Annotated in this window: 14 protein-coding genes; 4 read left to right on the top strand and 10 right to left on the bottom strand. The window is 55.2% G+C overall.

Going from position 1 to position 15,189, the window contains the following annotated elements; genetic code table 11:
- Nucleotides 1-123: 123 nt before the first annotated feature.
- The 8 genes from EUZ85_RS07320 to EUZ85_RS07285 all read right to left on the bottom strand — a co-directional run bounded on the left by EUZ85_RS07320 (nucleotide 124) and on the right by EUZ85_RS07285 (nucleotide 8,407).
- Nucleotides 124-1,020 (bottom strand): septal ring lytic transglycosylase RlpA family protein, encoded by an 897-nt coding sequence (locus EUZ85_RS07320; RefSeq protein ID WP_127968674.1) that lies wholly within the window; start codon nucleotides 1,018-1,020, stop codon nucleotides 124-126.
- Nucleotides 974-2,032 carry a lytic murein transglycosylase B gene (gene mltB / locus EUZ85_RS07315; protein WP_127968673.1) on the bottom strand — a complete coding sequence of 353 codons (1,059 nt, stop codon included), beginning with the start codon at nucleotides 2,030-2,032 and terminating at the stop codon, nucleotides 974-976. Before mltB ends, EUZ85_RS07320 begins: the two co-directional genes overlap by 47 nt.
- A gap of 52 nt (nucleotides 2,033-2,084) precedes the next feature.
- Nucleotides 2,085-3,236 (bottom strand): rod shape-determining protein RodA, encoded by a 1,152-nt coding sequence (rodA, locus tag EUZ85_RS07310; RefSeq protein WP_127968672.1) that lies wholly within the window; start codon nucleotides 3,234-3,236, stop codon nucleotides 2,085-2,087.
- Nucleotides 3,237-3,334: 98 nt separating this feature from the next.
- On the bottom strand, nucleotides 3,335-5,200 hold the full coding sequence (gene mrdA / locus EUZ85_RS07305) for a penicillin-binding protein 2 (RefSeq protein WP_127968671.1): 1,866 nt from the start codon (nucleotides 5,198-5,200) through the stop codon (nucleotides 3,335-3,337).
- Nucleotides 5,201-5,489: 289 nt separating this feature from the next.
- A complete protein-coding gene (rlmH, locus tag EUZ85_RS07300) occupies nucleotides 5,490-5,960 on the bottom strand; it encodes a 23S rRNA (pseudouridine(1915)-N(3))-methyltransferase RlmH (protein ID WP_127968670.1) in 471 nt (156 codons plus the stop codon).
- A 40-nt stretch (nucleotides 5,961-6,000) separates the two neighbouring features.
- Nucleotides 6,001-6,354, bottom strand: a complete 354-nt coding sequence (gene rsfS, locus EUZ85_RS07295; protein ID WP_011399554.1) for a ribosome silencing factor — start codon at nucleotides 6,352-6,354, stop codon at nucleotides 6,001-6,003.
- Between the two features lie 106 nt (nucleotides 6,355-6,460).
- Nucleotides 6,461-7,120 carry a nicotinate-nucleotide adenylyltransferase gene (gene nadD, locus EUZ85_RS07290; protein WP_127968669.1) on the bottom strand — a complete coding sequence of 220 codons (660 nt, stop codon included), beginning with the start codon at nucleotides 7,118-7,120 and terminating at the stop codon, nucleotides 6,461-6,463.
- Between the two features lie 30 nt (nucleotides 7,121-7,150).
- Nucleotides 7,151-8,407 carry a glutamate-5-semialdehyde dehydrogenase gene (locus EUZ85_RS07285; protein WP_127968668.1) on the bottom strand — a complete coding sequence of 419 codons (1,257 nt, stop codon included), beginning with the start codon at nucleotides 8,405-8,407 and terminating at the stop codon, nucleotides 7,151-7,153.
- Nucleotides 8,408-8,529: 122 nt separating this feature from the next.
- Here EUZ85_RS07285 and EUZ85_RS07280 point away from each other — a divergent pair, with 122 nt between their 5' ends.
- The 3 genes from EUZ85_RS07280 to EUZ85_RS07270 all read left to right on the top strand — a co-directional run bounded on the left by EUZ85_RS07280 (nucleotide 8,530) and on the right by EUZ85_RS07270 (nucleotide 12,166).
- Nucleotides 8,530-9,534, top strand: coding sequence for a GGDEF domain-containing protein (locus tag EUZ85_RS07280; protein WP_127968667.1), 1,005 nt, complete (start codon nucleotides 8,530-8,532; stop codon nucleotides 9,532-9,534).
- The gene (locus EUZ85_RS07275; protein ID WP_127968666.1) at nucleotides 9,524-10,510 is read left to right on the top strand and encodes a GGDEF domain-containing protein; all 987 of its coding nucleotides are present in this window, start codon (nucleotides 9,524-9,526) and stop codon (nucleotides 10,508-10,510) included. Before EUZ85_RS07280 ends, EUZ85_RS07275 begins: the two co-directional genes overlap by 11 nt.
- 222 nt (nucleotides 10,511-10,732) lie before the next feature.
- A complete protein-coding gene (locus EUZ85_RS07270; protein ID WP_127968665.1) occupies nucleotides 10,733-12,166 on the top strand; it encodes a bifunctional DedA family/phosphatase PAP2 family protein in 1,434 nt (477 codons plus the stop codon).
- 35 nt (nucleotides 12,167-12,201) lie between these two features.
- Here EUZ85_RS07270 and EUZ85_RS07265 read toward each other — a convergent pair whose 3' ends face one another.
- Entirely contained in the window at nucleotides 12,202-12,783 is a 582-nt protein-coding gene (locus EUZ85_RS07265) for an LON peptidase substrate-binding domain-containing protein (protein WP_127968664.1), read from the bottom strand.
- A gap of 218 nt (nucleotides 12,784-13,001) precedes the next feature.
- Between EUZ85_RS07265 and EUZ85_RS07260 the strand changes: the two genes are divergently transcribed.
- Nucleotides 13,002-13,859, top strand: coding sequence for a potassium channel family protein (locus EUZ85_RS07260; RefSeq protein ID WP_127968663.1), 858 nt, complete (start codon nucleotides 13,002-13,004; stop codon nucleotides 13,857-13,859).
- Here the strand turns inward: EUZ85_RS07260 and EUZ85_RS07255 are convergent.
- Nucleotides 13,856-15,121: an HDOD domain-containing protein gene (locus tag EUZ85_RS07255; protein WP_127968662.1), complete on the bottom strand. Its 1,266-nt coding sequence runs from the start codon at nucleotides 15,119-15,121 to the stop codon at nucleotides 13,856-13,858. The genes EUZ85_RS07260 and EUZ85_RS07255 overlap by 4 nt on opposite strands.
- Nucleotides 15,122-15,189: the final 68 nt, after the last annotated feature.

The following is a 15,189-nucleotide window of genomic DNA, read 5'->3' as shown; positions in this document are numbered from 1 at the left end:
TTACTTGGATTTGTGTGTGATTAGGTCGCGGTTTTGCTGCTGAATAGTAACGGAAAGCCGGGGTTAATTCACCCCGAACTGAAACTCTGTCGCATTAACTTGCGGTAACCCGTAACCCTGCGTTCAAATGCTGGGATTATTCAGCGACCGCTTGATCAGCATGGTTTCCGGATAGGCCGCGCGCTGCAGAATATCCAGAAAACGAGCGGCTTCTTCCTCTTTTACGAACGGCCCTACTCTCACCCGATAGATCGAATCTGTTTCCGGTTTGCTGACAAAAACTGGCGCATCCAGCAGTGAGCTGATGTGGTTGCGCACCTTGATCGCCCCCAGTTCCGTGCTAAACGCTCCCACCTGCAGAAAATATCCTTGAGCTGCACCCGAATTAGTTGGCGTTGGCGTCGGAGCAGACGTCACAACGGGCTTGGAAGTCGCAGCATGCGCCACCTGGGCGGGCGTCGTGGCTTCCGTCACCACTTCCACTCTTACGCGGGCGGTGCCTTTCTTGTCATAACCCAGCTTTTTCGCCGCCGCGTAGGATAAATCAATCAATCTACCGCCATGGAACGGACCCCGATCATTCACTCGCACGATCACGCTGCGGCCATTTTCCAGATTGGTCACCCGTACATAGGTAGGCAAAGGCAGGCTTTTATGGGCGGCGGTGTAGTCATACATGTTGTATGTTTCGCCGTTGGACGTCTTATAGCCGTGAAACTTTGTCCCATACCAGGAAGCCACGCCTTCTTCCGCATAGCCGTCGCTGGTGTTCATTACGTAATAGGTTTTACCCCAAACAGAATAAGGGCTTTTGTTACCGCCTCGACTACGCGGCTCTTTACGGGGAGTCGGCTCTTTCAAGTGGCTCAGGTCCACATCGCCGTCCGGTCCCCGGTCGTTCTGAATATGATAGCGGGAGGAAGGCGTCGTGGAGCACCCCGCCGCCAACAGGACCATCAGCAACGCCAGGGCGTTAAGCCCCAGTCGCGTCCGCTGGCCCGTCCGTATTGCTCGAATCATCGTTTCGTATCGCCTCACTGAGTTGGAACACCGCCATGGCGTATAAATCGCTGTGGTTATAGCGGGTTATCACATAAAAATTCTGTAGTCCCAGCCAATATTCCTTGCCGGATTCCGCCTCCAGCGCCATCAGTCTGGCGCGAGTTTTATCATCCAATGACTCAGGGACGGGCACTCCCGCCTTTTTCAATTTACCGACGCTTTGCGCCGGCTTCTGCTTCTTCGGCAATAACGATGCAGGCGGCGCTTTCTCCATCTCGACCTGCATCGCCACGCCTTCCCCCTGACGCCAGCCATGCCGCGCCAGATAGTTGGCCACGCTGCCAATCGCATCCGTTTTGTCAGTCAGAATATCAGCAATCTTATCGTCATTAAAATCAACGGCATAGCTGCGGTAACTGCTAGGTATAAACTGCCCATACCCCATTGCGCCCGCGTAGGAGCCGGTCAGGCTCATGACATCGAAGCCTTGCTCCCGACCGAGCAACAGATATTGCTCCAGCTCACTGCGGAAGAATTTGCTGCGCGGCGGATAATCAAACGCCAGCGTAGATAAAGCGTCAATAACCCGGTAGCGTCCCTTATGGCGACCATACAGAGTTTCCACGCCAATAATCGCCGTGATGACCTGCGCGGGGACGCCATATTCCGCTTCCGCCCGGATCAACGCATCCTTGTTCTCCTTCATGAACTCCTTACCGCCGGCAATGCGCTGGTCGGTGAGAAATATCCGGCGATAATCCTTCCATTCCAGCACTTTCTCCGCCGGCCGCTTCATAGCGTCGATAATGTCCTGCTTTTTCTCCGCGCCTGAGAAAATCTGCTGCAGCTGCGCCTTATCAAAGCCATGCTTCGTCGCCATGCTGGCGATAAACTTTTTGGCTTCGGAGTGAGTCTTATACGCGACGCTTTCTTCCGCCGCATTCGCCGCGCCTGCTCCCAACGCGCCGAATACAAGCATCGCCAGCGCAGACTTTTTTATTCTTTGCGGTATGTCATTCCAGGATTGCATAGATCCCCTTCGTCTCGGAGAAAGTCCGGCCACGCAGAACCTCCTCGTGAGTTTATCTGGACAGCATTTTCTTATGAGTATGGATCGACATCAGTATGCCGAACGACGCCATCAAGGTAAGCACGGACGTACCGCCATAACTGACCAATGGCAAGGGCACGCCAACGACCGGCAGAATGCCGCTCACCATGCCCATATTGACGAAAACATAAACGAAGAACGTCATGATCAGCGATCCCGCCAGTAGACGGGAAAACGTATCCTGGCCGTTAGCCGCGATATACAGCCCACGACCGATAATCATCATATACAGCGTAAGAATACAGGCCACGCCGATATAACCGAACTCCTCCGCCAGCACGGCGATAATAAAGTCCGTGTGGCTCTCAGGCAGGAAGTCCAGGTGGGATTGAGTGCCTTCCAGCCAGCCTTTACCGCCAAAGCCGCCTGAGCCTATCGCCGTTTTGGACTGAATGATATTCCAGCCTGTGCGCAGAGGGTCCGACTCGGGATCAAGGAACGTCAACACCCGCTGCTTTTGGTAGTCGTGCATGACGAAAAACCACATCGCCGGCGCCAGCGCCGCGACGCCCGCCAGGCAGCCAAGAATCCAACGCAGACCAAGTCCTGCGAATAACAGCACAAAAACGCCGGACGCGGCGATCAAAATCGCCGTTCCCAGGTCAGGCTGCTTGGCGATCAAAGCGGCGGGGACAAAGATAATGATCAGCGCCCCGATAATATGTTTGAAGGACGGGGGCAGAATACGATCTGACAGATACCAGGCCACCATCATCGGCACCGCCAGTTTCATGAATTCCGATGGCTGCACCCGTACACCGACGCCAGGAATTTTCAGCCAGCGCTGCGCGCCCTTAGCGTCGCTGCCGAACACCAATACCGCCACCAGGCCAGCCAGTCCAAGAAAAAATACCCAAGGGGCCCAGCGGCGAAATACTTGTGGATCAAATCGAGCCAGAATCAGCATCAAAGAAGAGGCGACAGCGAAGTGAATGCCTTGCCTGGCTACATCAGACATGCTTTTTTCACTGCCGCTATACAGCACGAACAAACCGCCAAGCACCAGAGTCAGCAGCAAAGTGAATAGCGGAACGTCGATGTGAAGAATGCTGGCGAGCGTGCGAGGTCGACTGAAATGCGCCTCACCGCCGGGTAACTGCCTTACGAAATCGCTGCTTTTCATATCCCAAGTATCGATCTGCGTCGCCCGACTCTGGCCGGGGCGAATGTTTATAGTAATAGTCGCAACGGGACCCGCCCGCGCATCAATACAAATCTAGTTCAGGGCGAAGCCGCCTGCATCTGCCCCGGCTCCAGTTTGGGCCCAACCAAGTGAGCGTCAAACATCTTGCGCGCCACTGGCGCCGCAGCACCGCTGCCGCCCCCGCCGTTTTCAACTAATACGGCTACGGCGATTTTGGGATTATCCACGGGCGCAAACCCAACAAAAAGGGCATGGTCGCGATGACGTTCAGCGATGGCTTCCGCATCGTACACAGCATTCTGTTTGATGCCGATTACCTGCGCCGTTCCGGTTTTCCCCGCCATTTTGTAAGTGGAGTCCTTACCACTGGAGCGAGCGGTGCCGTGACGTCCGTGCATGACGCCTTCCATCGCTTTGATCACATAGTTCCAGTACCACTCCTGCTTAAGCGTGACGTCAGGAGGCGACTCAATATCCGCCACTTCACTCTCATTGATGGTCTTGATCAAACGGGGACGCACCCACTTGCCACGATTGGCCAAAACCGCCGTCGCCGTGGCTAACTGCATGGGGGTGGAAAGCATAAAGCCCTGGCCAATCCCCATATTCAACGAGTCGCCAGGGAACCAGGGAAGCCGGCGCGCCGCGCGCTTCCACTCCCGTGAGGGCAAGATGCCGTCCTGAGCCTCGTCGATGTCGTAAACCATCTGCTCGCCGAAGCCGAACTGCGCCATGTAGGCGTACATATTATCGACCCCCATTTTGAAGGCCATGTCATAGAAGAAAACATCGCATGACTGCTCGATGGACGCGTTGAGGTCCACCCAACCATGGCCGGAGCGCTTCCAGTCGCGATACTTGCGGTCATCGTTTTTGAGTTGATACCAGCCTGGGTCCCATACCCGGGAATTGACGTTGATGGTTTCCGTGTCCAATCCCGCCAGGCCAAGAAACGGCTTAATGGTGGAGCCAGGCGGATACTGTCCCCGCAGCGCGCGGTTAAAAAGGGGAATATCCGGCGAGTCCTGCAATGCTTTATAGGTCGCGGAGTCGATGCCGGTGACAAACAGGTTGGGATCAAAACTGGGCGTGCTGACCAGCGCAAGAATCCCGCCAGTGGAAGGCTCTATCGCTACAACCGCGCCCCGCCGACCATCCAGCGCTTCGATGGCTGCGCGTTGCAAATTGACGTCCAGATACAGGGAAATATCCGCGCCAGGGGTTGGCGCAACACGATCAAGGACTCTCAGCACACGACCGCGTGCGTCAGTCTCCACCGTCTGATAGCCAACAGAGCCATGCAGCAGGCTCTCATAATGGCGTTCCACCCCAAGCTTGCCGTAGTACTGTGTGCCGCTGTAATTGGCGGGGTCGACTTGTTTCAGTTCGCGCTCACTGATGCGGCCGACATATCCCAGCACATGAGCCAGGGTGTCGCTCAACGGATAATAGCGGATCAACTCCGCCTCGACTTCAACGCCCGCGAGCCGGTGTCGGTTAACGGCGATACGAGCGATCTCCTCCTCCGTCAGACGCGATTTCAACGTCACAGACTCATAAGGCCGTCTACGCTGCCCCATACGTTTTCGGAACGACTCCACATCATCGTCCGTAATCTCAAGAATGTCCTGCAGTTCCGCGATGGTGGCGTCTACGTCTTTAGTCCGCTCTTTCACCAACGTGAGGGAAAATGTGGGCTGATTATCCGCCAGCAATACGCCGTTGCGATCATAGATCAGGCCACGGGTGGGCGTGATGGATTGCAATTGCATGCGGTTGCGGTCGGAAAGGGTCTTGTAGACTTCGTGTTGATTGATTTGCAGGTAGTAATAGCGGGCGAACAGCGCAAGACTCAGGGCGATTACCCCCAGTGCAGCCCAAATGGCCCGTTGGAAAAAAATGCGTTGCTCGCGGAAGTGGTCTTTCAGCTCTCGAGAAGCCATGGTTTTTTGTGGTCAATACCGTCAGTTGCTGGTTATGTCAGGCTCCGCAGGTAGATATTATTCTGATCGCGGACGCAGGCGCTATTATCTTAGTCCTATCTATCCGAGGACGGTACTTACTATCTTTCCATTTTTCCCATACTTACCTTTTATTTTCCCTTTTCCTTAGCTTCCTTTGATTGAAAGGCGACCATGCCCAGTCTTCAGTCTGGAATCAGGCTCAGGGTCGGGGCCGTCAATACGACCCGCCCGCTGTCACCCTCGGTCAGGCCAGACGCCCGTATAGCGATTACTCCCGGTGGTAAGGATGTCCTTGCAATATGGTCCAGGCTCGATAAAGCTGCTCTGCAAGCAGCACCCGCACCAACGGATGCGGCAGCGTCAGCGGCGACAGCGACCATTGCTGATTCGCTCTCGCTCGACACGCGTCGCTCAACCCGTCCGGCCCCCCCACCAGCAAAGCGACATCCTGTCCGGACATACGCCAGCGCTCCATTTGTTGAGACAATTGAGGGGTGGACCATGGCTTGCCTTCGACTTCCAATGCGACGACATGATCGCTGGAGCCCAGCGATTGCAAAATGCTCTCTCCTTCCTGGATCTTGAGCTTTTGCGGGTCCGCGTTCTTTTGACGCCTGGGCATGGGGATTTCGATGAGCTGCAAGGGCATGTCACGAGGCATACGTTTAACGTACTCGTTATAACCCTGCTCAACCCAGCCAGGCATTTTACCGCCCACTGCGATTAGCTTTATCCGCACTGTAATTCTTTAATCGTCAATAAATACTTTATCGCCGGAATTACACGTGATGCGACATGGATTCCGCCACAGGCGAGTCGCGCCAGAAGCGCTCCAGATCATAAAACTCCCGGGACGACGGCAGCATGACATGGACCACGATATCGCCCAGATCCACGAGGATCCAATCGGACGCCGCGCCGCCTTCAGAGCCCAGCGGACGACCGCCGTTGGCTTTGACTTCAGCAATGACGTTATCCGCGATGGATTTAACGTGACGATTCGAGGTTCCGCTGGCGATGACCATGTAGTCCGTTACGCTAGTGCGGTCTTTTACATCCAGCACGGAGATATCTTTTGCTTTGATATCTTCCAGTGCCTTAATGACTATCTCTTTCAGATTTTCAGTCTCCATAACGCCTCATAGAGGGGGGGTTAAAGAATATTTAAATAATGCGGCGCCCGCCGCCCGCAAGCGGTTTCCAATAACTGTCGCGTTGCAATAATTAAGGAAAAGCGCCCTAGGCATTCACAGCGCCATATAGACGATGCTGGCGAATATATCGCCACACCGAATCCGGTAGTAAGAAACGGGGGGATAGGCGCAAGCCGATTAGCTCACGCACCTTGGAACTGGAAATTCCCATTTGGGTAAGCGTAATGAATCCAACCTTTCCGGCAGGCTGGCGTATCAGGTCGTTATTGCTCTCTGCGGAGTGCTGACGCAAAAAATCTCCCAACTCACCTTGCTCACAAAATGACCAACCCGGTCTGTTAACCACCATTATATGGGCTAATTGAATAATTTCCAGCCATCTTCGCCATTTTGGCAGCGACTCAAAGGCGTCTGTCCCCATAACGAATATCAACGGCCGCTGATTACCGACCTCCTGACGCAGCTCCAAGAGCGTATCCACCGTATAGCTGGCGCCGGTTCTGCGCACCTCAACTTCGTCAATGCGCAAGCCTGGCTCTCCTTCCAACGCCAGTCGCAGCATCGCAAGACGATGCTCTCCGGAGGCCTTGGGCGCAGCGCGATGACGGGGATCGCCACAGGGAATCAGGCGCACTTCCGCCGTCTCGCCGAAGTGCTGCTGTAATTCCAGCGCCGTACGCAAGTGACCGAAGTGTATAGGGTCAAAAGTGCCACCAAGCAGCACTATGGGAGAATGTTCCTGCATGATCAGGTAGGAAATCTTTCCTCGCGCCCGTTACTGCCGAATATGGCCATCCCCGAGCACCACGTATTTTTGTGAGGTCAGTCCTTCCAACCCGACGGGACCGCGCGCGTGAATTTTATCGGTGGAAATGCCGATTTCCGCGCCCAAACCATACTCGAAACCATCAGCGAATCGAGTGGACGCGTTGATCATCACTGAGCTGGAGTCCACCTCCGCCAGAAAACGACGCCCCTTGCTGTAGCTCTCCGTCACGATCGCGTCAGTATGTTGCGAGCCGTAGTGATTGATATGAGCAATCGCGTCGTCCAGGTCTTCAACTACCTTAATCGCCAGAATCGGCGCCAAGTATTCTTCAGACCAGTCCGCTTCCACTGCGCTCAGCGCCTGCGGCAGGATTTCCCGGGTCCGCTCGCACCCACGCAGCTCAACGCCTTTCTCGGCATAGGCCTGCGCCAACTGCGGCAAAATGGTTGCGGCGACAGGCGCGTCCACCAATAGCGTCTCCATGGTATTACAGGTGCCATAACGCTGGGTTTTCGAGTTAACAGCAATAGTCAGCGCCTTGTTCAGATCCGCATCACGATCGATAAAAACATGGCAGACGCCATCCAGATGCTTGATGACGGGCACCCGGGCCTCGCGACTGATGCGTTCGATCAATCCCTTACCGCCACGAGGCACGATAACGTCGACATAGTCAGGCATGGTAATCAGCTCGCCCACAGCGGCCCGGTCCGTCGTCTTGATCACCTGCACCACCGACGCCGGCAAGCCTGCGGCTTTCAGGCCTTTTTCGATACAAGCGGCGATCGCCTGATTGGAATGAATGGCTTCGGAACCCCCACGCAGAATAGTGGCGTTGCCTGATTTTAAACACAGGCTGGCCGCTTCAACGGTCACATTGGGACGAGACTCATAGATAATGCCCACTACGCCCAACGGCACGCGCATTTTGCCAACCTGAATTCCGCTGGGACGATAGTTAAGGCCAGTGATTTCGCCTACCGGGTCCGGCAGCGCGGCAACTTGATGCAGCCCTTCGATCATGGCGTCGATACGAGCCGACGTCAGTTCCAGACGATCCAGCAACGCTGCGTCCAGGCCATTCGCCCGACCGGATTCCAGATCCTTGCCGTTAGCGGCCATCAGTTCTTCTCGCGCGGCGTCGATAGCTTCCGCAGTAGCGATCAGCGCTTTGTTCTTGACGCCGGTGTCTGCTTTAGCAATCAAACGGGACGCCGAGCGGGCTTCGCTCCCCACTTCGTGCATGTAGGCATTTATATCCATGCAGTCTAAGACCTCTGCTTGGTATTTCCGAAACATGATGTAAACTGGCTATTATACATCAGCAAATGCTGAATAATACTGACAACTTATACTCAAATCCCCGATGCATAACATAAAACAACATGACGCCCGTTGAGCTAAACAACCAACTGCGCAGTAAAGCTTATTCTCTCGCGGCGGTGGTCGCCGCACTTCTGGCGCTGGGCGCCGCCCTTTTCGCAGAGTGGTTGATGGCTGGCGTCTCCGGCGTATTCGCTGGCCTGCTGCTAGCTAACGGTAAGCTCAATCAACGCCATGGAGAGCAGCCAGCTCCATTATGGTTGTCTCATGTGATAGTGGTATTTCTGGTGCTCGTCACTCTGGCGGCCATGGTGCGCTACCCGGGCACCGCCGAACAATGGTGCTACATTGTGCCGTTGATCGCCTTTCTGATTTACCGGATTCAAGTGGCGACTATCGTCACTTCCGCTTACTCCATCGCGCTGGCGCTGGCGCTTATCGGCTACTATCAAGGGCCGGAAAAAGTGCAGATCTTCTTCATCTATCTATTAAGCCTGGCGATGTCTCTGGCTTTTGTGTATCTGCGTGAGATCAAAGAGCAGCAGCTCAAACCATTACGTCGCACCGATAACCTTACCCTGGCTTCCACCCGCGAATATCTGACGCAAGACCTCGACAAGGAAATTCAGCGCAGCGAGCGGGAAGGCACCGACTTGTCCATTCTGGCGTTGAGTATCGACAGCAACTCACTGGAGCACGCTTCCGCAGATGATAAAGACCACATCCTGCACAGGCTGGGGCGTATGTTGCACGAGAATCTACGGCTGTTCGACAGCTATTACCGCTATGAAAACGTAGACTTCATTATTCTGCTGCCTCACTGCAACTCCAGAGAGGCGGCGAAGAAGGCGTCACAGCTGAGGGTGAAAGCCAAGCAGGCGCTGAGCACGCGCGAAATCACGGTCACCGTTAGCCTGGGGCTGGCGACGCTGAATGTGGGCGATACTCCGGAAACCCTAATCGCCAACGCTCGCCGCGCGCTCACATTCGCACGTAACAAAGGCGCGAATCAACAGACTGAATTCCTGGAAATGGAATCCGAAGGAGGGGCGACTCTTGCTGGCTGAGTCCTATCTACGCACCCGTACGCGCATCGCTTTATATCTGGCGACGCTGTTCCTGCTGCTGTTCATGTCCGTGCAAAATGTGCGCTACGGCCTGTATGACCTGTTTTACATGAGCATTCTGCTGGCGCCGGCAATGCTGTTCGGCGCTATCTACGCCTGGGCTCGACGCAGCGACCTGAACGCCTACGGCGGCCATCTCGCAGTGCTGACCGTCATGCTCGTGGTTGTCGCTTTGCAGCTAAGCGGAGGCCAAAAAGCGATTGTGCATTGGCTTTACGGCATCGGGCTGTTCAGCTTTCTGCTTCTACCCCTGCGTCCCGCGTTTACTTTCAACATCGTCACCCTGCTTATCAGCAGCGTCGCCCTGTCATACAGCGACTCTTTCTATAGCACGCTACGTTTCGCCACCAGTTATGCGCTGTTAGTCGGGCTGGCCGGCGTCTACGCCTACCTGTATCACCATAAATCGCGCTTTCTGGTGCATGCATCCATCAAAGACCCACTCACCGGGGCCTATAACCAAAAGCATTTGGAGTTCTCACTCAAGCAGGAAATTTCTCGCTCAGAGGCCACATCTCATCCCTTGTCTCTGGTTGTACTGGAGGTCGACTTTTTCGATCAGCAACGGGAAGTGCAAGGGCCGAATTTCATCAATGAACTGCTTTCTCAATTCGGCGCCCAGCTCCTGCAAATGACCCGGGCCGGCGACAGCATCTATTACGTCGATAACGGCCGCTTTTTCATCATGCTGCCGATGACGCCGGAAGAAGGGTTGCTGGTGATTGCGGAGCGTTTGCGCCGCAGTGTGGAGGAACGCACTTGGCCAATCATCGACAGCCTCACCGTCAGCGTAGGCTGCCTGACGCGCAAATCCGGCGAAACGGATGATCAGGCGCTTACAGACCGTGCGTTGACCGCCTTGAAACAGGCCCAACAGTCTGGCCATAACCGCGTGGTGCTGAGCAAATCCAAATAACAGGAGCGATTCAGGCTCCTGTCGCCGTCTGGCGATTAACTCACCGCCCCTTATTCTCACCTGTTGAGTACGTTTGCATTGAAGCCAAACATTACCAGTCTTTCAGGGCGGAAAGTTAGAAAAACGGCCGCCTGCAGCTTAAAATAGCCCGCCGAAAAGCGCTTTCCTGAAAAGTCTTACCACAGGATGAGGCGTCAATAGATCCGTTGCAAAGGAAACACTGTGTCTCCGAACTCTCTTCTTATTTGGGTGCAACAACATCCTGACTGGTTAGCCATCGCCGTATTCCTGGTGGCGTTTCTGGAATCCCTGGCCATCGCCGGCATTATCATTCCCGGAGTCGTATTGCTGTTTGGCCTCGCAGCAATTTGCGGCGGCGGCGCGCTGGCGTTGCAATGGACGATCATCGCGGCCTTCCTCGGCGCAGTCCTTGGCGATGGCCTGAGTTTCTATCTGGGTAAATATCTGGATGTACGCGTTCGCGGGTTGTGGCCTTTGTCGAAATACCCTGACCTGCTGACGCAAGGGGAAAGCTTCTTCCAACGCCATGGCGGTAAAAGCGTTATCATCGGGCGCTTCATTGGCCCTGTTCGTCCAGTCATTCCTCTGGTGGCGGGGATGCTCAATATGAGCGCGCGCCGCTTTTTCACCTTTAATCTGCTGTCCGCTCTGGCCTGGGCGCCCTTTTACGTCGTCCCCGGTTTTCTGGTCGGCGCCGCTATTGATACGCGCGCGCCACTGCCTCCGCATTTCTACCCGGCATTAACCGTCGTCATCCTCGTACTGGTGAGTCTGGCCAGTTTGTTCACCCAGTTTCATTATCAACTGCGCCCCAGCGGCAAACTTTACCGCTCCTTGCTCCGTTTCGGCGCCAGGCGTCCAGGAGTCAGCCGTTTGTGGTCCAATAGTTACAGCCTTCGCGACGGCGTCAAAGAATATCCCATCAGCTCCTTTTTACTGGGTTCCTGCGCATTGTTGCTTTTCATTCTGTGGACGTTGCTGGTGATGAATTCTGACGCGGTGTCCCATCTGAACGCCTGGGTCGCAGAGAACATGCAGCGCCTGCACACGCCTATTCTGGATTATCTCTTCATAGGCATGACGCTACTGGGCGACCCTACATTTCTATATATCGCCTTCGGATTCTTCGGCCTCTTATTACTGTTGCAGAAAAATCTGCGCCTGATGCTGGGTTGCGTCGGCGCTGGTTTGGTCACTCACGCCGCCACCACCGGACTGAAACACTGGCTGCAAGTTGCGCGACCGGAGGCATTGCTGGCGCCGGAGTCTTTCGCCTACCCAAGCGGCCATACCAGCGGCGCAGTCCTTGTCTACGGATTAGCGACATCAATGCTGGCGCGGGAGTTCAGTCCACCACGACGCTGGCCGATCTATATTTCCGGCGCGATGGCCGCCTTGCTGGTGGCGTTCAGCCGTCTATACCTGGGCGTGCATTGGTTTTCGGATGTCGTCGGCGGAGCCTTACTGGGACTGACAGTCTGTGGCTTCGCACGGGTGGCGCAGAGCCATTTCGACAGGACCCCAATGTGGCGGGGCAGCTGGCGTTATGTGCTGTTATTTGGATTTGTTCTCGCGGCGTGCGCCTATCTTGGCTGGACCATGCCAGAAGCCGTCAGTATTCAAATGCAAAAATAAAACAGAGATAAGACAGAGACAAAAGACGCCCAGGGCTACTCCGCCAACGCGTGAATAAGGTAGCGAATTTGCTCAAGCCGATAGATGGGATCGTCAAGGGTCAACAGATACTGTTTATCCTCCATCGCCAGCGGCAACAGCTCCACCAAGCGCCACCCCACGTCGCGGGCGTCTTGAAAGTCCACGCTCATGCCCAGCGCCTGTATCACTGGATGACGCAAAAGATCCCCTAGAAGATCCGCCAGCTCAGAGTATTGTTCAGGGGTTTCCGTCGGCGTCTCCAAACCTAACGCTTCGACTTTCGCCACATACAGTCCATCGCTTTGTCGGTGGGCATGGGAAATGCTCACCTTGCACTCGCCTTCCACGGTGATGCCCAAAAAGCCGTTAGGCAGCTGTTGGAAATCGACGACCCTTGCGTAGGAGCCAACGTCAAAGAAAGTACATTCTCCACTCGCCTCCTTGCCGTCTTTGATCAGCACAATGACGAACCCTTCGTGGGATTTCAGACAACGGCTGATCATGGACAGATAACGCTGTTCGAAAATCTGCAGCGGCAACCGCCCTTTTGGGCACAACACGGAATTCAGCGGAAATATAGGGAACTCTTTCGTCATTATCGCAGTATCCACCCCGTTAAGCCGGGGAACAGCGCCTGTCTGTTCGCCTTGCGTCGCTCCTTACGCGTCAAAGCGGCCTAATCTCAGATATTAGACCGCCTATGTGAAATGGCAAGTTACTGAAACAAAAGGCCCTGACTTGCGTCGCCACGCTGGCTATATTTGTTTCATAATCATGAAAACAACGCACCAGGCAGAGTTAACCCAAGTCCAATATGTCTTTATCCGATCGCCTCCCTATCGTCACCGGCCTGGCCGGCGTATCCGCCACCGAGAATTCACGCGCCCGATTCTGGGGACAGATTTTGGAGTGGCCAATGATGCTGCTGGCGATCTGGATCATTATCGAGTGGTATTTACAGGCCAACGATGAGTTATCCGGCGACGCCCTGCTTATCACGGACTGGCTGATCTGGCTGTTCTTTATTGTGGAGACCCTCCTGCTCACTGCGCTGGTGAACAATAAAACCTATTACCTGCGCAATAATTGGGTCAACCTGATCATCATTCTGTTCGGCTGCCCGCTGATCTGGTGGTTCTCGCCGCTGGCTGGCGCGTTACGCACCCTGCGCTTGCTGGTTATGTTCAGCCTGTTGCTGCAGATTTCCGGCACCGCGCGACGCCTTCTATCCCGTCACAATCTGGGCAACACGCTGTTTATCGGTTTTATTGTCATTGTCATGGCCGGGTTTATCATCGCAGGACTGGACCCGGCCATTGAAACGCCCTGGGATGGAGTCTGGTGGGCCTGGGTGACGGTGACGACGGTCGGCTATGGCGACATCGTGCCGACCAGCACCATCGGCAGGCTGTTCGCCTCCTTTTTGATTCTTCTTGGCATGGCGTTATTTTCATTACTGACAGCGGGTTTTTCCGCCTTTTTTGTTTCCCAGGACGAAAAGGATCAAGTACGCCGTGACCTGGAAATTCTTAACAAGCTGAATGATCTGGAAATGAAGATGGAGCGGCTGGAGCGCCACATGACTGTATTAGCGGAGGAAGTTAGCGTCAAAAACAACGGTCGTTCCGATGGGGCGGAAGGCCCTGACCCGCAAGAAACGCCGGACGTTTAGTCCGTCAGCAAACGCCGCACGCTGTTGATTTCTTCTTCCGCCATTTGCAGCACCTGCAGGCTACGCTGCGGCGATAATTCACCCAGGGCTAATTTGTGGAAGGCGGGGACCTGATCCAAGGGCGGTATGACGCCGTGTTCCGGCTTGCCAATGTATGAGTGTATCTGCGCTACGATCACCAGGTCCGCATAGGTGGGCGTTTCCTGGCCGGAATCGTACATGTAGTCTTCGGCATGACGCGCCGCCGCTACGAAGGCGTCAGGAAACTCCCAGTTCTCAAGCAAGGCGCAGCCGATTTCCTGCCGCAGCTCCATAATCAGGCTCTCCAGCATGTCCTCGTGAGTCCGCAACGCCGGATGTTCTTCCGCATACATGATCACCGGCACCACGCCGATGTCATGGAGAATACCCGCCAGTAACGCCTGCTCCGGCTTGATGCCCGGCGTCATGCGCGCCAGCACAAACGAAATCGCCCCCACATCGGAGGAGTGTCGCCAGAGCTTAGTCATGCGTTTTTGCAGCATGGCGTTCTTGCTGCGGAAGATTTCCCGCAGCGTGAAAATCGTAATCAGTTGCCGCGTGGTGTCCAGCCCTAAGCGCACCACTGCGTCCTCACAGCACTCAATTTCTTTGAAGCCCCGGTACAAAGGGCTGTTGGCGGAGCGAATCAATTTCGCCGTCAGCACAGGATCGCGCACGATCACTTTGGAGATATCGTTGAGGTGAAAGTTGGGTTGTTCTGTGACATGACGAATACGCATCGCCATATCAGGCAGACTGGGCAAGGTCAGCCGATGCGCATTCAAGTCCTGGTAAAATGAGGTGATCAACGAATAAGCCGGATGCTCCGTGCGGTCCACCTGCGACACGCCTTCGCCAATCTGGTAATCCAGCGGCGCGTCCTTCAGCATGCGGGTCAGGGTCGGCTGATCCACCACCAGCATCACACAGGGCGACTTCGCTTTGACCTCATAGCGGCGCGGTTGCAAATGCGCGACGGGTTGGCGCGCCGCCTGCGACGCAGCGGCGATCAGCGCCGTACGTCCATCTTCCGCCGTCAACGCCACTTCGCCTTCCAGCAAAAAGTAGTCGTAGCTGTCCTGACTTCCCAAATCGAGAATCTTGGCGCCTTTGGAGTAGCGCCGATAATCCGCTCGCGAGGACAAAACCACCAACTGCGGGTCGGACAGCTTGGCCAGTAGAGAAAAGTGCTTCAGTCGCGACAAGTCCGAGCTTGCCTGATCAAGGGATTCTGATGACATGGGAGGCGCATTCCGGTTGGCTCACACTCTACAGTAGCAAGTCTAGACCTATATCCAAGATGCGGCGA

Origin of the sequence: Hahella sp. KA22 (assembly GCF_004135205.1) — a bacterium.
Classification (GTDB): domain Bacteria; phylum Pseudomonadota; class Gammaproteobacteria; order Pseudomonadales; family Oleiphilaceae; genus Hahella.
This window is presented reverse-complemented; position numbering and strand designations above follow the sequence as displayed.